This is a genomic window from Micromonospora sp. NPDC047620 (assembly GCF_043205005.1).
Classification (GTDB): Bacteria; Actinomycetota; Actinomycetes; order Mycobacteriales; family Micromonosporaceae; genus Micromonospora.
In genome coordinates this window covers 26,933-44,993 of record NZ_JBIDDG010000030.1, presented here as the reverse complement: position 1 = coordinate 44,993, position 18,061 = coordinate 26,933, and the positions used below count along the sequence as shown (strand labels likewise).

General features: G+C 68.2%; 16 protein-coding genes and 3 pseudogenes. 11 read left to right on the top strand and 8 right to left on the bottom strand.

Annotated features, from left to right (window positions below; translation table 11 throughout):
- The first annotated feature begins 226 nt into the window (after positions 1-226).
- The 3 genes and pseudogenes from ACGF5C_RS28055 (at position 227) to ACGF5C_RS28045 (ending at position 4,067) form a co-directional block, all read left to right on the top strand.
- The gene (locus ACGF5C_RS28055) at positions 227-523 is read left to right on the top strand and encodes a transposase (RefSeq protein WP_393306372.1); all 297 of its coding nucleotides are present in this window, start codon (positions 227-229) and stop codon (positions 521-523) included.
- A gap of 43 nt (positions 524-566) precedes the next feature.
- Positions 567-1,001: pseudogene (locus ACGF5C_RS28050) on the top strand (DDE-type integrase/transposase/recombinase); the annotation flags it as partial.
- A 456-nt stretch (positions 1,002-1,457) separates the two neighbouring features.
- On the top strand, positions 1,458-4,067 hold the full coding sequence (locus ACGF5C_RS28045) for a DUF4132 domain-containing protein (RefSeq protein WP_393306370.1): 2,610 nt from the start codon (positions 1,458-1,460) through the stop codon (positions 4,065-4,067).
- A 317-nt stretch (positions 4,068-4,384) separates the two neighbouring features.
- Here the strand turns inward: ACGF5C_RS28045 and ACGF5C_RS28040 are convergent, their stop codons facing one another.
- Both ACGF5C_RS28040 and ACGF5C_RS28035 read right to left on the bottom strand, forming a co-directional pair.
- Complete coding sequence (locus ACGF5C_RS28040) at positions 4,385-4,810, bottom strand: response regulator transcription factor (RefSeq protein ID WP_393306431.1); 426 nt, start codon at positions 4,808-4,810, stop codon at positions 4,385-4,387.
- Between the two features lies 1 nt (position 4,811).
- A complete protein-coding gene (locus tag ACGF5C_RS28035; RefSeq protein ID WP_393306368.1) occupies positions 4,812-4,979 on the bottom strand; it encodes an ATP-binding protein in 168 nt (55 codons plus the stop codon).
- Positions 4,980-5,038: 59 nt separating this feature from the next.
- Between ACGF5C_RS28035 and ACGF5C_RS28030 the strand changes: the two are divergent.
- Together ACGF5C_RS28030 and ACGF5C_RS28025 are read left to right on the top strand one after the other, a co-directional pair.
- Positions 5,039-5,196, top strand: a pseudogene (locus ACGF5C_RS28030) (IS30 family transposase); the annotation flags it as partial.
- Between the two features lie 7 nt (positions 5,197-5,203).
- A pseudogene (locus tag ACGF5C_RS28025) lies at positions 5,204-5,503 on the top strand (transposase); the annotation flags it as partial.
- Between the two features lie 390 nt (positions 5,504-5,893).
- On the opposite strand, the gene ACGF5C_RS28020 reads toward ACGF5C_RS28025, so the two are convergent.
- Both ACGF5C_RS28020 and wrbA read right to left on the bottom strand, forming a co-directional pair.
- Positions 5,894-7,318, bottom strand: coding sequence for an MFS transporter (locus tag ACGF5C_RS28020; RefSeq protein WP_393306366.1), 1,425 nt, complete (start codon positions 7,316-7,318; stop codon positions 5,894-5,896).
- Positions 7,319-7,343: 25 nt separating this feature from the next.
- Complete coding sequence (wrbA, locus tag ACGF5C_RS28015; protein WP_393306364.1) at positions 7,344-8,024, bottom strand: NAD(P)H:quinone oxidoreductase; 681 nt, start codon at positions 8,022-8,024, stop codon at positions 7,344-7,346.
- Between the two features lie 76 nt (positions 8,025-8,100).
- Between wrbA and ACGF5C_RS28010 the strand changes: the two genes are divergently transcribed.
- From ACGF5C_RS28010 to ACGF5C_RS28000, 3 genes are all read left to right on the top strand, one after another.
- Positions 8,101-9,075, top strand: coding sequence for a nitroreductase/quinone reductase family protein (locus ACGF5C_RS28010; RefSeq protein ID WP_393306362.1), 975 nt, complete (start codon positions 8,101-8,103; stop codon positions 9,073-9,075).
- A gap of 266 nt (positions 9,076-9,341) precedes the next feature.
- Positions 9,342-9,836, top strand: coding sequence for a DinB family protein (locus ACGF5C_RS28005; RefSeq protein ID WP_393306360.1), 495 nt, complete (start codon positions 9,342-9,344; stop codon positions 9,834-9,836).
- 226 nt (positions 9,837-10,062) lie between these two features.
- A complete protein-coding gene (locus ACGF5C_RS28000) occupies positions 10,063-10,365 on the top strand; it encodes a DUF4259 domain-containing protein (RefSeq protein WP_393306357.1) in 303 nt (100 codons plus the stop codon).
- 174 nt (positions 10,366-10,539) lie between these two features.
- Here ACGF5C_RS28000 and ACGF5C_RS27995 read toward each other — a convergent pair whose 3' ends face one another.
- Complete coding sequence (locus tag ACGF5C_RS27995; RefSeq protein ID WP_393306355.1) at positions 10,540-10,896, bottom strand: hypothetical protein; 357 nt, start codon at positions 10,894-10,896, stop codon at positions 10,540-10,542.
- Positions 10,897-11,301: 405 nt separating this feature from the next.
- On the bottom strand, positions 11,302-12,312 hold the full coding sequence (locus ACGF5C_RS27990) for a hypothetical protein (RefSeq protein ID WP_393306353.1): 1,011 nt from the start codon (positions 12,310-12,312) through the stop codon (positions 11,302-11,304).
- Between the two features lie 116 nt (positions 12,313-12,428).
- Between ACGF5C_RS27990 and ACGF5C_RS27985 the strand changes: the two genes are divergently transcribed.
- The 3 genes from ACGF5C_RS27985 (at position 12,429) to ACGF5C_RS27975 (ending at position 15,356) form a co-directional block, all read left to right on the top strand.
- Positions 12,429-13,082 (top strand): TetR/AcrR family transcriptional regulator, encoded by a 654-nt coding sequence (locus tag ACGF5C_RS27985; protein ID WP_393306351.1) that lies wholly within the window; start codon positions 12,429-12,431, stop codon positions 13,080-13,082.
- Between the two features lie 437 nt (positions 13,083-13,519).
- Positions 13,520-14,068 carry a nucleotidyltransferase family protein gene (locus ACGF5C_RS27980; RefSeq protein WP_393306349.1) on the top strand — a complete coding sequence of 183 codons (549 nt, stop codon included), beginning with the start codon at positions 13,520-13,522 and terminating at the stop codon, positions 14,066-14,068.
- A 790-nt stretch (positions 14,069-14,858) separates the two neighbouring features.
- Positions 14,859-15,356 carry a hypothetical protein gene (locus ACGF5C_RS27975; protein ID WP_393306347.1) on the top strand — a complete coding sequence of 166 codons (498 nt, stop codon included), beginning with the start codon at positions 14,859-14,861 and terminating at the stop codon, positions 15,354-15,356.
- A gap of 239 nt (positions 15,357-15,595) precedes the next feature.
- Here ACGF5C_RS27975 and ACGF5C_RS27970 read toward each other — a convergent pair whose 3' ends face one another.
- Both ACGF5C_RS27970 and ACGF5C_RS27965 read right to left on the bottom strand, forming a co-directional pair.
- Positions 15,596-16,174, bottom strand: coding sequence for a DinB family protein (locus tag ACGF5C_RS27970; RefSeq protein ID WP_393306345.1), 579 nt, complete (start codon positions 16,172-16,174; stop codon positions 15,596-15,598).
- 181 nt (positions 16,175-16,355) lie between these two features.
- Positions 16,356-16,964, bottom strand: a complete 609-nt coding sequence (locus ACGF5C_RS27965) for a GrpB family protein (RefSeq protein WP_393306343.1) — start codon at positions 16,962-16,964, stop codon at positions 16,356-16,358.
- Positions 16,965-18,061 lie beyond the last annotated feature (1,097 nt).

Below are 18,061 nucleotides of genomic sequence, written 5' to 3'. Positions count from 1 at the left end.
TCTGCCGCGAAGCGCTCGTCACGCAAGGTAACTAACTCACGGGTGCATGCATCCGGATGTGCCGAAAGTAGTGCGCGTGCGGCGATCGACGGCGTGCCCATGTCGCTATGCTGCTGTGCTGGCTCGCTGCATCTGGTGCGGCTCAGGAAATTGGGAGTTGCCCCCTGGTTCTGGACACTTGAGCCTTGGATCGTGATGGTCCGGGGAGATCAGGAGTCCCTGACAGATGGTGATGAAGCACTACCCCGTTGAGTTCAAGGCCGACGCGGTCGCGTTGTACCGGTCTCGGCCTGGGGCGACGATCGCGCAGATCGCTGAGGATCTCGGGATCAATCGGGAGACGTTGCGCAGTTGGGTCCGTGCCGATGATCAGCGTCGGGGCGCGGCGGCCGGGCCGGCGGGGTCGGCGGCGGCCGGCTCGGTGGAGGACGAGAACGCTGCATTGCGCAGGCGGGTCCGGGAGCTGGAGGAGGACCTATACACGATGACCCACCCGGTCAACGCAACCCTGGAAACCAGATAATCCCGTCTCCATCAAACTCGGGGCTTGACAGTACGTCAGGTCAACGGGGGCATGGCGGTACGTGTACCGGGCGGTCGACCAATACGGGCAGGTCATCGACGCGCTCGTCTTGACCCGCCGGGACGCCGAGGCGGCCCGCCGGTTCTTCCGCCGAGCCCTGTCGACGTTGAAGGTGACACCCAGCGAGGTCATCACCGACGCCGCAGGGGTCCACCCCGGTGTGCTCGACGACCTGATCCCGTCCGCGTGGCACCACGTCGAGCAGTACGCCAACAATCCGATAGAGGCCGATCACAGCCGGCTTAAACACCGGCTGCGATCAATGCGCGGCCTGCGAACCGACAAGACAGCACGAGTGATCATCGCAGGACACGCCTTCATGCAGAACCTTCGACGCGGACACTACGAACTCGCCGTCAACGCCCCGCCGAACATGCGAATCGCCGCTGCGTTCACCGACCTCGCCCAAGCGATCTGACCGCCCTCGATACAGGTTCAACGCGTCCAACGATCCGGTAACGCAACGGCGCCCTCATGTGAGCGACCAGCGGGTCAACGGTGCAGTCCGGCGGACGCGATCGTGCCGTCGACGGAGATGACATGCCAGATCCAGAGGCGCACAGCACGGTCCAGATCTCGCACAAGTGGTCGGCTCCGGCACGACGTGCAGCTGACATCCGTCGGCTACCCAGCGATCGTCGCCTTCCCCTGCCGGCCGGCCCGTGCCTGGTCCAGCGACCGCGCGAGTGGCCAGCAGCGCGACCGTCTCGCAGACTGGCCGCGGCCGCTGTCGCGGCCGGTCAGAACGCCACGCTGTCAGTCCCAACGGCTACGGTGTCGCCAAGCAGCCAGCAAGATCAGCGGTCGGTGCGGGAATCGTGCCACGGCCACCACCATGCTGGCGATCGCCAGACAGAGCGTTCGGGGACCCACAATGGCCAAGCAACACCTACTCACCTGCATCGGTGCCGGCTCGGCGAAGTTCTGGCAGGTCAGCCAGGACGGTGCCGAGCTGAGCATCCGCTTCGGGCGGCTCGGCTCCACTGGCCAGGCGCAGGTGAAGGAGTTCGACACTGCCGAGGCGGCGACCGCGGCCATGCGCAAGCTGGTCGCCGAGAAGCTCCGCAAGGGCTATACCGAGGGCACTGTCACCGCCGTGCCCGCACCGGCAGTCGGCCAGCCGACCGCGACAGCCGTCGCGCGGCCCGCTCCCGTCCCGGACCAGGAGACACTAGCGCAGGCGATGCCTTCAGCCGAGCTACCGGACGCGACCACACATGACACGCAGGAACCCGCTCATCTCCAGCCGGCTCCGGCCGGGCCGGGTAGGGCCGACAACTCGAGCAACGCGGTCGCACCTGCAGAGGCGCTGCCTGAGGTGCTGGTCGACCCGCCGTGGTCGCGCCCCCGCCGGACCCGCGATCCGGTCGTCGTCGACGGTCTGGTGTGCAGCGACGAACCGAGCGAGACCTGGCGGCCGGGCGAGCGTGCCGCCTGGCAGGCCACGCCGTCCAAGTACGTGTCGTGGGCGAACGACCCCCGGACGAACTGGACGCGTGTCGCCGAGCACGTCGCCGGTGTCCGCAGCGACGGCTACGTCTTCGAGCACCACGAGATCTCACTGTTCACCGCAGGCCCGCAGGAAGCCGCCGAGCCGGTGATCGAACACTGGCGCACTGACCACGTGTGGGACGCCGCGGATTGGATGCCCGCCGTGCTGGCCCGCTTCGAGCTCGCGGCGCTGCCGATGGCGCTCGACGCAGCCCGGCACGGCCCCGCCCAGGTCGTGCCCTGGCTTCTGCCGTTCGCCAGCCCGAAACTGGCAGCGCAGATGGCCGAATGGCTGGCGCGGCTGAAGTCGCTGCGGCCGACCGTTCTGGCGTGGCTGTCGCGGCACCCCGAAGCCGCGGCGCGGGCACTGATCCCGCCGGCACTCGGCCGGCCGGGTCCGGCCCGGGAGCGCGCGGAGCAGGCGCTGCGCGTGCTGGCGTCGGGCAGCCACGAGGTCGTGCTGACGGCGGCCGCCGGATACGGCCCTGACGCGGCTGCGGCGATCGCGGAGCTCGTATCGGCCGATCCGCTGGACGCGCTGCCCGCCACCATGCCGGTGCTGCCCGCCTGGGCCGAACCCGACGAACTCGCACCGATCCGGCTGCGCGACGAGCCGTGCGTCCTGCCAGACGAGGCCGTCCGGCACGTGCTGACGATGCTGGCGATCTCGCAGCCGGGCGACGTCTACGCCGGAGTCGAGCTGGTCAAGGTCGCCTGCGACGGGCCCAGCCTGGCAGGGTTCGCATGGTCGCTGTTCGAGTGTTGGCGGGCCGCCGGCTACCCGGCGGAGGAGCGCTGGGTGCTGCACTCGCTGGGCCTGCTGGGCGACGACACCACCGTGCGCGCGCTGACCCCGCTGATCCGGGTGTGGCCGGGGGAGAACGGCCATGCCCGCGCGGTGCACGGCCTGGACGTGCTGGCCGCCATCGGCTCCGACGTGGCGCTGATGCACCTGCACGGCATCGCGGAGAAGGTGAAGTTCAGCGGTTTGAAGCAACGCGCCAAGCAGAAGCTGGACGAGGTCGCCGAGCAGCGCGGCCTGACCTCGCAGCAGCTGGCCGACCGGCTGGTACCCGACTTCGGTCTGGCCGACGACGGCAGCCTCAGCCTCGACTACGGCAACCGCCGGTTCGTGGTCGGGTTCGACGAGCAGCTCAGGCCGTATGTCGCCGACGCCGACGGCAGACGGCGCAAGGACCTGCCCAAACCCGGCGCGGAAGACGATCCGCACCTGGCCCCGGCCGCCTACCAGCGCTTCACCGCCCTGAAGAAGGACGTGCGCGTCGTCGCCGCCGACAGCATCCGCCGGCTGGAGCAGGCGATGGTGAGCCGCCGCCGCTGGAAGGCCGAGGACTTCAACCGGCTGCTCGTCGGGCACCCGCTGCTGTGGCACATCGTGCGCCGCCTCGTCTGGGGCCGCTACGACGACACCGGCGCGCTGATCGGCGGGCTGCGCGTCGCCGAGGACCGCAGCCTCGCCGACATCGACGACGACATGGTGCACCTGCCGGGCGAGGCCGTCGTCCGGGTGGTGCACCCGGTGGAACTCGGCGACAGCCTGCCCGCTTGGGCGCAGCTGTTTGCTGACTACGAACTCGTGCAGCCGTTCCCGCAGTTGGCACGGGAAGTGAGCAGCCTCGGCGCGGACGAGCGTGTATCCAGTACGCTGGACAGGTTCGCTGGCCTGCAGGTCCCCACCGGGCGGCTGCTCGGGCTCGAGCGGCGGGGTTGGCGGCGCGATCTGCCCGAGAACCAGGGCTACCAGAACGCGATCGAGCACCGCCTGCCCGGTGGCCGCACCGTGGTCATAGATCTCAACCCGGGCATCCCCATCGGCGCCATCACGCACGAACCCGATCAGGTCCTGGAACGGGTGTGGCTGCGCGGCAACCGCGACGACGACGGCCTACACGGCAGTGCCGCCACATTCGGCGTCCTGCACCCGGTGACCGCCTCGGAGATCTTGTCCGATCTTGACGGACTCGTGTCTTGACCTACCAGGCCACGGCTCGCATCCGTCCACCTGCGCGGGTCGGTGCCCCGCATCGTGACCCTCCACCGGCTCCGGCCCGGGCGCGTGGCTTCGGCGTGTTGTGCCGCGTGGAGGTGGAAGGCATCGGATCCTACGCTGTGGCCGTGACTCGACTGTTGCATAGGCAGATCATCACCGTCGTGGAGGTCAACCTGACGGACCGGCAGCCTGGCGCCAGGGCAAAACCGCCGCCAGGGCAAAACCGCCGCCACCGCCGCCACCGCCGCCACCGCCGCCGCCCACGCCGTCCTGTCGGCACAAGCCCGGTTGGCCAGGCCTCAGCCCTCGGTGACGAGTCCGGCCTCGCGGGCTTTGACGACTGCCTGCACCCGGTTCGGTACGCCGATCTTGGTTGGGCGGGCCGAGCCGGTCAGGAACGCCAGCGCCTGGTCGGCGACGGCCCGGCCGAATACGACCTCTCCCGCGGCGACCGCGCGGATCGCGGCCAGGATCCGGTCCTGGTCGGCGCCCTTGACCAGGTATCCGCGGGCGCCTGACCGCATCGCCGCGAACATCGTCTCCTTGTCCTCGTGCATGGTCAGCGCCAGCACCGCGGTCTGCGGCCGTTCGGCCAGCAGGGCCCGGGTCACGTCGATGCCGCTGCGGTCGGGCAGGTGCAGGTCCATCAACACCACCTGCGCCTGGCATTGGGATGCTGCCGCGAGGGCCTGCGCGCCGTCGGCGGCCTCCGCGACGACCTCGATGTCATCCTCGGCGCCCAGCGCGGCCCGCAGCCCGGCCCGGAAGCACAGCAGTGATCACCGTACCCCCGCCTGGGGCGTCAGCCACCGTGAACGTGCCCCCGAGCTCGGCCGCGCGTTCGGCCATCGACGCCAACCCGACCCCGACGCCCCGCTGCTGCGGCGAAGGCATGCCGATCCCGTCGTCGGCCACAGTGACCGTCAGCGCCCCGTGCGATGCGACGCCGAACCGGCACCGACCTCAGTAGACACAGCGTTGACGACCTGACGCCGTCGCTCACGCCCTCAACAGCCGCCCCCGCAAGACACTCGGATGGCGAACTCCCGCAGAAGCCCTCAACGATCACCTACTCTCAATCCAAACAAGCGGTGTTGCGACGACCCCTTGAACCCGGGCAGTACACGTCTCGGGCCTTCGCCGAGGCCTGCACCACGGCAGGCGTCCGGCAGTCGATGAGCGCGGTCGGTAGCTCCGCCGACAACGCCGCCGCGGAGTCGTTCAACGCCACCTTCAAACGCGAAACTCTCCAGGGCCGCCGCGCCTTCACCAACGAACGCGAAGCACGACTGACCGCGTTCCGCTGGCTGCACCGCTACAACACCCTCCGCCGCCACTCCCGGCTCGGACAGCAGTCACCGATCACCTACGAGAACAACACCCGGTCAGCGCCGGCTACGCTGGCCCCGGCCGCATAAACCCCGTGTTCAGGATCAGGGGTCAAGCCCCATTTGATGCGACGGCTCAAGTGGGTCTGATGCCTGCTCAATGGGCCTGGTGGGACGCTTCCCGGCATTTACCTCCGCCCGGCGCTGCCAACGACGCAGCGACCCTGCCGCGATTCCCCGCCTCGGCGCTACGCCTTGATCGCCTCGTACTCCGATTCGTGGTTCTCCCGGGACTCGCCCAGCAGCCGCAACGCGTGCTGGCGAAACTCGGCGGGAACTGACCGGGCATGGTCCGTTCTTCAATAGGGGTTGGAATTACCCAGGACGGTTCAAATGCGCCGCCACGTGAGGTCGCTCGCCGCACCTCTGTCGGATGCGGACACAGGGGCGCGGCGAGTGAACACGCGGCGTCGCCGGCGGTCAGCCGCGCCAGTGCTTCGGCAGCAGCAAGCTGACCGCCGCGATGGCCAGGCCGAGCCCGACCGCCATGAGGAAGACCAGGTCGTAGCCGGCGGCGAGGGCGGCCGGGGAACTCCCGCCGGCCTCCGTCGCGGCTCTGGCGCTAGCGGCCGTCGCGAACACCGCCAGGCTGACCGATCCGCCTACCTGACTGGCGGTGTTGGCCAGGCCGCCGATGGTCCCCGCGTCGCCCTCGGGAACGTCGGCGGTCGCTGCGGCCATGAGGGTGGGGAAGGTCAGTCCGATGCCGACCGCGATGAGCAGCGTGGGCCCGAGCACGCTGGTGACGTAGCCGCTGTCGGCGTGGGCCTGGGCGAGCCAGCCGAAGCCGGCTGCGAGGCAGGCGCACCCGGCCAGCACCAGAGGGCGCACATCGGTTCGCGGCAGCAGGGTGGCGGCCATTCGCGCGATCACCACGAACGTCACCGCCGCGGGTGTCTGCCCGAGCCCGGTTTGCAGCGCGCTGTAGCCGAGTGCGTTCTGCAGGAACAGCGACGTGAAGTACCACATCGCGATGGCGATCCCTCCGAGCAGCAGCAGCATGACGTTGCCGACGGCCACCCCCCGGATGCTGAACAGCCGCAGGGGCATCATTGGCTGGGTGGCGAAACGCGCCTCCACCACGGTGAAGGCGACGAGCAGGAGCAGGCCCGCCACGATTGGTCCGGCGACCTGCACGGACGTCCAGCCATGATCGGTGCTCTGCATGACCCCGTAGATCAGCGCGGCGAGCCCCGCCGTTCCCGTGACCGCGCCAGTGAGGTCGAGCGATGCCCGCCGGCCGGCTCGCGTGCTGGCCAACGACATCATGGCCACTGCGATCAGCACCGCGCCGATCGGCACGTTGATGAGGAATATCCACCGCCACGACAGGCCGGTGGTGATGGCACCGCCCGTGATCGCGCCGGCCATCCCGCCCACACCGCCCGAGGCGGACCATGCGCCGAACGCCCGGGCCCGCGCGTGCGCCTCGGTGAAGTTGGTGTTGATCACGGCCAGCGTTGCCGGGGCCAGCATGGCGGCTCCCACGCCCTGCGCCATGCGAGCCGCCACCAGGACTTCCGCAGCGGTGGCCAGGCCACCGACCAGACTCGAGGCGGAGAACACGACGAGCCCGGCGATGAGTATCTGGCGATGGCCGAACAGGTCAGCGGCGCGGCCACCGAGCAGCATGAAGCCGGCGAAGGTAAGCAGGTAGCCGTTCACCACCCAGGCCAGGCCGGTGGCTGTGAAGCCGAGCTCCCGCTCGATCGAGGGTAGGGCGACATTCACGATGGACGCGTCCAGGATCACCATGAACTGGCAGGCGCACGCCAGTGACAGGACCAACCAGGCAGGGCCGGCGTGTGGCCTGGCCCGCTCAGTTGCGGTGCTGGTGCTTGTCATGACTTCTCCTCTCCCGACTCGCCGCTCACGCGCTTTGAGAGGTGGTTGCGGCCAGGGCTGCGCGGGAGTTCCCCTCGCCCTCGGAGGGGTCGGTGACGAGGCCGCCCCCTAGCAGCCGGATCGTGATCTGGGCCAGCCGCCGCCCTTGGTACCTGGCCGCTTCCAGCGCTGCGGCATCGGGCCCGTCTCCGTTCGGGCTGGTCACATGCGACGTGCCGTAGGGGTTGCCACCGGCGGCGTACACGACCGGATCGGTGAACCCGGGCGGGACGATGAGCGCCCCCCAGTGGTAGAAGACGTTGGCCAGCGACAGGATCGTGGCCTCGCTGCCGCCGTGCCGGTTGAACGCTGAGGTGAAGGACGTCACCGGCTTGTTGGCCAGCTTCCCCTCCTGCCACAGCCCGCCGGCCTGGTCGATGAACTGCTTGAGCTGCGCGGCTGGCGTGCCGAACCGCGTCGGCGTCCCGAACGCGTACGCGTCGGCCCACGCCGGGTCCTCAAGTGAGGCCTGGGCAATTGACGTGCTCGCGTCGGCGTGCCGCCGCCACCGCGGGTTCTGGTCGATCGCGCTGTCGGGCGCCAGCTCGGCGACCCGCCGCAGCCGCACCTCGGCCCCGGCCGAGGCGGCGCCCTCGGCGACCGCCTGCGCGAGCGTGTGCACAGCGCCTGTCGCGCTGTAGTAGATGACAGCGACCTTAACGGTCATGTCCGGCTCCTCGGTGTTGCTAGAATTAGTTACGCGCATAATGTTATGCGCGTAACTAACCTGTCAAGGAGAGCCCATGGACTTCGAGCACGCCGACACCCTGAACCAGGCCATCCGCCTGCTGAGCCTGCGTCACCGGGCCAGGGCCGCCGCGCTGCTGGCCCCGCTCGGCCTGCACCCCGGACAGGAGGCGCTTCTGCTCGAGCTCGCCCGGACCGGCCCGATGATCCAGGCCCAGCTCAGCGACGCGCTCGGCTGCGAGCCGCCCAGCGTTACGCTCATGACCCGCAAGCTCGAAGCCTCCGGCCATCTCCGCCGTACGCCCGCACCCTCCGACAAGCGCGCCAGCATCGTCGAACTCACCGACAGCGGCAAAGCTCTAGCCGACCAGGTCAAGCAGCTGTGGTGCGCCCTGGCGGAGGAGACCGTGACCGGCCTGCCCGCCGAAATGGTGGCAGAACTACCCGGCATCCTCATGACCTTGACCCGCAACGTGGATACCAGGCGCCCCCGCCAGCCACACGGCCGCCGGCCAGGTCCAGCCGCAGAATCGCAACGGACCAGGCACGCTGATCAGGGCAGGGCGTTGACTGGTGATTATGAACCGAGCGCGTCGGAGTGGGTCCGCGAGCACGTCGAGCAGATCGTGCGCACCGGCACGACCGACGGCGTCACGATCAGTGGCCGGCCCACCGTGCTGATGACCTACCGGGGCGCCAAGACCGGCAAGGTTCGCAAGACGCCGGTGATGCGTGTCGAGCACGAGGGCCGCTATGCGGCTGTCGCGTCCAAGGGTGGCGCGCCGACCAACCCGCAGTGGTACGCCAGCCTGGTCGCCGAGCCGGTCATTGAGCTTCAGGACGGCGCGGTGACCCGGCAGTACCAGGCGCGCGAGGTGTTCGGGGACGAGAAGGCCTACTGGTGGCGCCGCGCGGTGGACGCGTACCCGGACTTTGCCGACTACCAGCGCAAGACCGACCGCCAGATCCCGGTCTTCGTGCTCGAACCGGTCAACGGGGGCACACCGGCCGGTGACAGCATCGAGGACTAGCTCGATCCTCCTTGCACCGGAAGTGCATGCCACACCGGGTTTCGCGGATGCAGATCATTGTTCGATCCGGGAGGTCGGGTGATGCCGCTGCCCCCGTCCACCAGCGCAACAGCAGCATCCGGATCTGCCGCGAAGCGCTCGCCACAAAAGGTAGCCGGATCGCGGGTGCCTGCATCCGGGGGCGCCGATGAGCGGGCGTCTGGTCGGTACCGCTCGGATGACGTCCCCGCCTGTCTCTCCCGGATGGCAGTACTTAAGGTCAGCACATGATCGAATCCCAACGCGAAGCCGTGCCGCGCAACGACGGTGGCGAGCTCGACACCACCCTCGCCTTCTTGTCCTTCGCTCGGTCATGCGTGCTGAAGAAGGTCGCGGGCTTGAACGAGGAACAGCTGCGGCGCCGCCTGGTCGTCTCCGACACCACACTGCTGGGCCTGGTCCAGCACCTGACCGACGCCGAACGATACTGGTTCGGCTACACGTTCGCCGGCGACCCGCGCTACGCCGACGTCGACTTCGACATGGTGGTCGAGCCGGACCGGTCCCCGGATCAGATCATTGCCGGCTACCGGACCGCGATCGCAGACAGCGACGCCCACATCATCGCAGCCGCTGGCCCCGACGTCCTCACCGCGCAGCCGGTCGGTGACACGCCTCGTACGCTTCGCTGGGTGCTCGCCCACATGACGAGCGAGACCATCCGGCATGCCGGTCACGCCGACATCCTGCGAGAGCATATCGACGGTGCCACCGGCCGGTAGGAGATCGCGACTCAGAGCCGTACCCCCATCCGGCGCTACTCAGCCTCGTCGAGCGCTCGGAGACCACCAACGGCCCGAAGCGCCGGCAAGGTGACGGTGAGAAACGCATGGATCTGCCGCGAAGCGCCCGTCACGCAAGGTAACCAGCTCGCGGGTGTATGCATCCGGACGTGCCGAGAAGCGTGCGGGTTGACGACCAGCACCGAGCTGGCCGAAGACCGCGAGAGTGTCAGTTGGGGGTGGCGGCTCTGGGCTTCTGGACGTAGGCCCCTTCGACAACGACGACGCCGCCGCGGACTTCGCTGGCGAGTTGGACGCCGTGACGGCGGACGCACGCATCGAGATGGTCGGCAGGGTGCTCGGCCGTGTGGTCACGGCCAACAACGACGTCAACATGTGGCATATCCCGAAGGCCGTAGCCGCAGCCGCCCTCATCGCTGCGCAATGCCCGGGAGGCGAAGCAACCGGCCCCATCTACGGCCCGTCCACGCCGATGCCGCCGTTGGAGTCTTGCGGCAAGGGGTTGTAGGGGCGGTCGGCGAACAGTCCGCCGAGTCTCCGACGGGGTCGGCCGCGACGGCCGTGGACCCGCGGGATCGTGTGGATCAGTGCGAGTGGTCGAGCATCCTCTGGATGGTGTCACGCACCGAGTGGTCTGCCTCCACTCTCAGATGATTGCCGAGGGTCTGACGTAGCTGGCGGCTCAGCCGTCCTCCCTGCGGGTGTTCGTGGTCATGAGGATGGCCGCGAGAGATCGAACATCGGGTACCGGATCTGCGAGTGCTGCGGGCAGGCGAGCGCGGCCGTGCTCGCCTTGGGCAGACAGAGCGCGCAAGATCGCCTCCCTGACGGCCGGGTGCGGTTCCGTCGACAGCGCCTGTGCCAGGACATCGGGGAGCGATGCACTTGGCGCTGGGTGTGTGATGAACGTGCACGCGGCAGCACGCCGTCGCGTTGCGAGTGCGTCGTTCAGCAGCGTGGCCACGAGCGCTGCTTCGTCACCGGCCATCTGGTCTGCGAACCAGGTCAGATCACGATGTCCGGCCAGGGTGAAGTCCAACCAACGCTCATACCAGGCGAGGAAGTCCGGGTCGGTGTGGAAGTGAGGCGCGAAGAAGCCCTCGGCGTTGACCTCGACCAGACGGCCGCGGCCTGGTCCGGTGACGACGAGCAGGGTGAAATCGCTGCATCCTGGCGTCCTCCTCCCAGCAGGCGCGTTCGAGCAGGTGGTGCAGGCGATACGGCCGGTCCAGGCCGACTGCCTCCGCGATCGACCAGCAGTTGCCCGCAACGCCCGGCATCAGTAACCCGCGCAGGTACAACACGCCGTTGGCCCGCAGGTCGCGGCGGCGGTAGACCGGCGCGAGGTCTGCGGCGAGTTCGGCGAATACCGCTTCCATCTGCTCGGGATCTGCACTGCGGCGCAGTGCAGATCCCGAGCCGTGGTCACTGTGCGCGGGGCCTGTCACCTCCGATACCGCTGCGCCACTGCCGCGAAGGCAGCCTTGGGTTCCCATTCCATGTCGGGGTAGGTCTGCCCCCGGCGCCCTTCGAGGAGTTTGACGATGCCCAGGCCGGCCCGGTCCAGATCGTCCCTGGGGTCGCCGTCCGGGCGGTGCGGGTAGCCAGGCAAGGCGAACAAGAACACGAATGCGCTGTTCACGCCCTCGGTCTCGAAGATCTCCAGCAGTTCGCTCAGATATGCGGCCTGGCCGGCCTCGTCACGCTCGTATATGCCGTCCAGCCGTACAGGGGCCTTGGTCTCTGGGTCGTACTCGACCACCTCCAGCACCCGCCCACCGCGGTCTCCCGCGCCGCGGTAGGCCGCGGTGCCGAACCCGGTGATGGCGAGCGGCTTCGGGCCTTGGGCCAGGGTGCGCACCGCGTCCCGGAACCGGTCGGCGACCTCGGCGGAGCGGATCAGCTCGAACGTCACGAAGTCGAAGGGAGTCCAGTCGACCTGCTCGAACTGGATGGATGCGTAGGTGAGCTTGCCCTGGAAGCGCTCGCGGACCGTGGCCGCGGCGTCGCGGAGGAATGCGTTGATGCGCACGCCGAGCTCGCGCATCGCTTCGGCCCGCTGTTCGGGTTGGCGCATCAGCTGCTCGACCCGATCCTCGGGGCTCTCTCCGGGCAGGAACCCGCGGCTCATCACGCTCAGCTCTACACCTGCGACGAACACGACCTCGGCCCCATTACGCCGGAGCCGCTCCGCCCGCTCGGCGCAGTCGCGGAAGAGCGTGAGGATCTGCTCCGGGTCCAGCTCCAGCGGATAGGGCGAGAACCAGACCTCCAGCCCGAGCTCGGCGGCGGCGCCGGCGGCCAGCTCCAGTCGGTCCGGGTCGCCGCCGATGATCTGGATCGCGTTGCAGTGCAGGTCGTCGCGGATGATGGCGAGCTCGCGCCGGACGACCTCTGGGTCGAAGTGCTCGCGGGATATCTGGCCGTGTACGACGAATCCGGTGTCGTAGGTCATTCCTCTTGCTCGCATGGTGACGTCCTCTCTGTCGGTCTCGGTCGGGTCGAGGCTGACAGGAAAAGTGCGTGCGCGCAAGTTTGCGTGCACGCATCTCTGTGTGGAATGCTGACACCGTGACGACACCACCAGGGCTGCGGGAGCGGAAGAAGCAGGCCACGCGCGAGGCGCTACGCGAGGCGGCCCTGCGGCTGGCCGTGGAGCGCGGACCGGACCAGGTGCGAGTCGAGGACATCGCTGAGGCGGCCGGGGTCTCGCCGCGCACCTACAACAACTACTTCGCCAGCCGCGAGCAGGCGATCGTCGCCGCTGTTACCGCGGACCGGGAAGCGCGGATCGCGGCGGCGGTCGCGGCCCGGCCCGCAGGAGTGCGCCTGGCTGACGCCGTCACCGAAGCAGTGGTCGAGCAGTACACGAACACCGGCGAGCGCGAACACGAGGCGCTGCTGCTGATCACCACCCGGACCACGCTGCGCGACGCGTTCCTCGATACCACCGCCGACATCGAGCCCCCTCTCGCGGCGGTGATCGCTGAACGCCTAGGTGACGCCGGAGCGCACACAGTCCGCGTTCTCGCGGCGAGCGTGGCCGCGGCGGTTCGCATCGCGTTGGAAGGCTGGCTTCGGCCGGCCGGGAACGCAGGGGCCGCCGGGAGTTTCGGCGCCGGAGGACTGGTCGTGCCCTCCGGCTCACTGCCCGACCAGCTCCGCGCGGCCCTGTCCCCGCTCGCGCCCGCGTTCGACGCCGCCGAGCGACGCACCCAGCCGTGAAGTCGACCCAACTGGGGCATCCGCTGGACAGACAGTAGATCCGGAACATGCCGATGCACCCGGCCGTCATCATTCTCGTCAGCCGATCAAACGTGGATGACGCCGTGTCAGGTCGCGATCTACGACTGGAGTACTAGCGGTCGACCATGCGGCGATGTGCACGTCAGGAACGAAGGGAAATGACTCGGCTAGATTTCCGTTGACTCCCGCTGCCCCGGACATCCACCGTTACATGGACAGCAGTCCGTACTTTGGGCCGTATCCGCCATGGCCGATATGGCCGCTCTTGACCGGTCAGCACGTATGGACGGCGGCATGAGCGGATGTCTGCGGTGGTGATCGCGCCGAAGCGCGTCGGTGACAGACTTCGCTCTGCCCTCAGCTTCCGCCTCGCAAGCGGTGCGTACGTCCGCTGGTCTAGGGTCCCTGGGATGGTCATGAGCGCGCAGGACGTTGTGGGCGTAATCGAGTCAGACCCGGGAGCAATGAGGGTCCTTCGGGCTACGGCCGACCTTGGACTACCGGACTGGTGGATCGGTGCCGGCTTCGTACGCAACCGCGTCTGGGACGCGATCAGCAACCTCCCGGTCTCGCCAGAGCGCGACGTGGATGTCGCCTACTTCGACCCGGAGAAGCTGGACCAACGCGAGGACGCACGCGCCGAAGCCCAAGCCATGGTGGCCCTGCCTGGGGTGCCGTGGGAGATTCGTAATCAAGCACGGATGCATCTGCGCAATGGCGACGAGCCCTACACGTCCGCCTTGGACGCGATATCGCGCTGGCCCGAAACGGCAACGTGCGTCGCGGTCACTCTACGGGGTGACTCTGTTCGCCTGGTGTCCTGCCATGGGCTGGCTGACCTTGTGGGAATGGTTGTCCGCCCCTCTCCAGCCTTCAACAACGCAGCGGGCCGCGCGAAGGTACAGCGCCGCGTGGAGGTCAAGGGATGGCTCGACCGATGGGCCGGACTGCGGCTGGAGATCTAGCGCTCACACCAAGCGAAGGAAGGGTAGCCCCGACAGGACGTCCTCTTCCCGATCCGCGCACTGTCGCGCGGCAGCACCAGCAGTCTTTGACCCTTACGCACCGTTACTTGGCTCTCCGCGAGACCGGCCCGTGTTGGGCCAGTTATGGCCCGGCCATAACTGGCCCACCATGAGCTGACTGTCGCTGCTCCCGGCTACCGAACGTAGTCTGCGCTGGCGCTTACCGGCGATTGGCGCCGATCCCGCGCGTTGCCTGCGGCAATCAGGATGCCGGCCACGATTCGACAACCCACCTCGGCTGCGGCCTCGTTCACGTGCTACGCATGATCAGCTCGCGGCTGTGGCACCTGAAGAGGTTGATCTGGCCGGCCGGCTCTTTTGCGAAGTCGGGGCACGCACGCTGATCGCCTTCCGCATGGGTAGCCGGCGTACGTTTTGAATTCGAGGGCCTGGACAGCCCCGTCGACGGTCATCCACTCGGCTGCGACCAATTCCCGCATGTCGGGGTCTCCTACGGGTTGCTTATGTCGCCGCCACATCGTGCCTACAACCGGCGCAGCACGCCGGCGACCCGGCGTGACGCTTGCCGGCTGCGTGGGCTGACAGCGACGCCGTTCGGCTCGATCGAGGACCGCTGCGCTCGTGACGCAGGCTCGGCGACAATGACGCCACGTCTGGCGAGAGGTCGGTGCGACCAAGGCGACCACTTCGAAGCGGCTCATCCGATGACGTGCGTGACTGCGCCACTATCGGAGTCGAGGGCCAGCCAGTCTCTGGATAGGAGCAACACATGAAGCAACCCCGCGAGGTGGCAGCCGATCGCCGGCCGCACTGGGCAGGTCAAGGCGACCTGAACAATGTCTATCAGGAGATCTGCGCCAACATTAGGGCCACGGACGACGTCAGCCTCAAGCTCTTGGCGGCGGTCCCGCTGGTGACCGGTGTGGGAATCGTGCTGCTGATGCGGGCTCCTGGGGCGAAGATACCCGACACCGCCATTGTGCTGTTGAGTACTTTCGCCGCACTTGTCACCTTCGCCGTCTATCGGTGGGAACGCAAGAACATCGCGAACTGCAGACACTTCCGGCAGTGGGCGGCCACTCTCGAACGGGACTTCTACGGACTGCGCCAAGAGGATCTGGAGTCCGCGCCGAACGTCCTTCCGCACGCGCGTATTCAGACGCCGCGCTCTCTCGGGCTAGCTTGGACCAAGACGGAGGCACTCCAACTGCTGTACGGGGCGGCGATTCTGGGATGGCTGTCGGCCGGCTTCTATGTCATCCTCTGAACGCTGCAACCTCTGCGAGGGACGTCGTCGCAACCCTCACGCAAGGTACCTCGATAGATTCCGCTATCGGCATGTCCGGACATCGATCAGCGCAGCCCCTCGTGACGCTGCATGGTGCGCGAATCGCGGCAAATCCGTGCATGTGACCTTGGCTTCGGGCTGCGACGGCCGCTGGCCGAATGCAAACGGTTTCTCGGACGATTTGGACGGCATCCGCGGGTTACGCGAAGACCGCGTCCTCAGGCGAACTCGCGCGCGGTGGATTCCAGCCTCTCGCGGTAGGCGGCCCACCACGCCTTGTCTCCCTCGACCACGTTGTCGCCGGGCCGCCGCCAGCCGACCTGGCCGTCGACCAGTTCGCGCACGATGTCGGCGTGCCCAGCGTGCCGGTTCAGCTCGGCGAGCACGTGCACGAGGATGAGGTGCAGCGTCACCGGCGTGTGTTGCCACCACCGCACCGAGCCGGGCGCGTCGATCGGGAGTGTCTCGATCGTGGCGTCCGCGTGTGCCCAGACTCGGTGCCACAGGCCGATGATGTCGTCCCGGGACTCGTCGGCTGCGGCCCACATGTCCGTGTTCGGCTCGGCGTCTTCGTCCAAGCCCGCGACGGGTTCGGGAAAGGGGCGGTCGAACACCTCGCCGAAATACCCGGCGGTCACCAAGGCCACGTGCTTGACCAGCCCGAGCAGGTTCGTCCCGGTCGGCACGAGCGGGCGCCGTACGTCGTACTCCGACAGCCCGTCGAGCTTCCCGAGCAGCGCCTCGCGCGCCTCCCGCAGGTACCGATAGAGATTCGCCTTGGCGTCGATGTCTGTCATGCCGCCCAGGATCTCACCGCTGCGCCCGCCGCGATGCCCTGTACGCCCGCGTTCCGAACCGCGGCTCTGTGGCGGTCACGTGATCGCGGTTCCTGATTGCACCATGTCCATGTGTCGACGTCCGCCGCAACGGTGGGTGGCGCGCGAGTCGCGGCAGATCAGCGCACTGTATCGAGTGTGATCATGCGGGCACCTCGCCGGTTGCTGCGAAGATGCGCGCGAAGATGGCATCGATGACGTCGTTCTTCGCGAGGCTGTAGTCGCTGGGATGATGCGCGGTGTCCCGCGCAAGGCGCCGCTTGGTTGAGGCGTACAGCTCCCGATCTTCGGAATGCGAGCGCAGCCAGTCGCGAAAGAGCCGGTGCCGTACCGGTTCAGGAGCGGCCTGCGGCCAAACGTGAAGGTTGATGTCCTCCGCGGAGTTGACGAGCATCCGGTGCCCGTGCCACCACGGCTCTCGAAGAACGAGCCGGTACCCGAGCCTTTCGAGGGTGGGGATGTAGCGGGACTCGTCCGCGGTGTCCGCGATGAGGAGGTCGATATCAATGACTGGCTTGGCTGCCAGGCCCGGCACCGATGTGGACCCGACATGTTCAACATCGATGATCAGGTCACCCAGAACGTCGTGGAGCGAGGAGCTGGCAGCAGCGAATCGGTCCGCCCAGACCGGGTCGTAGTCCTCGATGACGATGGACTCCCACCTCCTTGGCGGCTCGCCCACGAGAGCGGTAGCCATCTGCTCGGGGGTGCCGTGGAAGCGCTGCGTGACTTCCGGCGGATACTCGGTCAACTCAACCTCCGTAAGAATCAAAGTCGGCCAGAATACGACATCGGAGATTGCCGCACTGAACCCGCCTGTCCATCCGCTCATCGGCATGAGCGGACACCTGTTGGGGACCGCCGCCGTAGGCATCAAGGTGCGTCGCCGTCTCTACAGGCCGGACGCAGCAACCCCGTGGACCAAGCGTTCCACCGGCGTGCCCGGCAAGCCTCGCCTCTGAAATCAGCAGCGGTCTAGCGGCCTGACGAGGTCCGTCCCAGTCTTCGGCGCGGGTGAGCCGAGGACCGACAGCGCGTCGGCCACCGCCGACCGGTGTACAGCCTTCACGTCGACGGCCAGCGTCGGCGTACTGTCTACACCCTCGGCCGAACCATCCACCACCTCCTTGACTCCCCACACGGCTGGCGCGGCTCCCGCGAGCAACAACAGGTAGCCGTACGCGCCACCACCACGACACCCGCCGACCGATACCCCGACGTGGCAGCACTCGCCGCCGCCTGGCGCACACCGCCCTGCCGAACCCGTAACGCGCGCCGAGGGCCTGTGACTGTGGTGGCGCACCTCCTGAGCAAAAAATCCCCACTCAGGGGGACTCGCGGGAGGGCAAGCTGCGGAAGCGGGTCCAGCGCAGCCCGTGGCTGATCCGGGCGCTGAGTGTCGTGCGGGACTCATCCCGAACGCTGAACCTGCGTCGGCGTCTTGACCTGAGCCAGCGAACGAAGCTCGCGGAGGGTTGCCGTCGAGCCGCGCTCCTGCCGGCCGGCGGGTCTCGGGCCGGGGGAGCGCACATCATGATCTTCGATGATGTGCGGGTGCTCTCCAGCGAATGCTAACCCGGGTCAACCCGTGCCAACGCGGGTCACTGTGGCCGACCGCCGGTCGCGAACCGGGGTTCGTGTGCTCCGGGTGTGGCCCTGGGCTGCGAGAACGGCGGTCCGGGGAACGTTGGTGAACGTGGGCCACTCCCTGCCACCCCAGGTGAGCGCCCAGGTCGCGAGACTAGGCCCTCGCGCCCTCGTAGCTCAGGGGATAGAGCAACGGTTTTCCGATCCGTGCGTCCTCGATGCTCGTATCGTGAGGATGACCCCTGCTTAACCACGGACGGT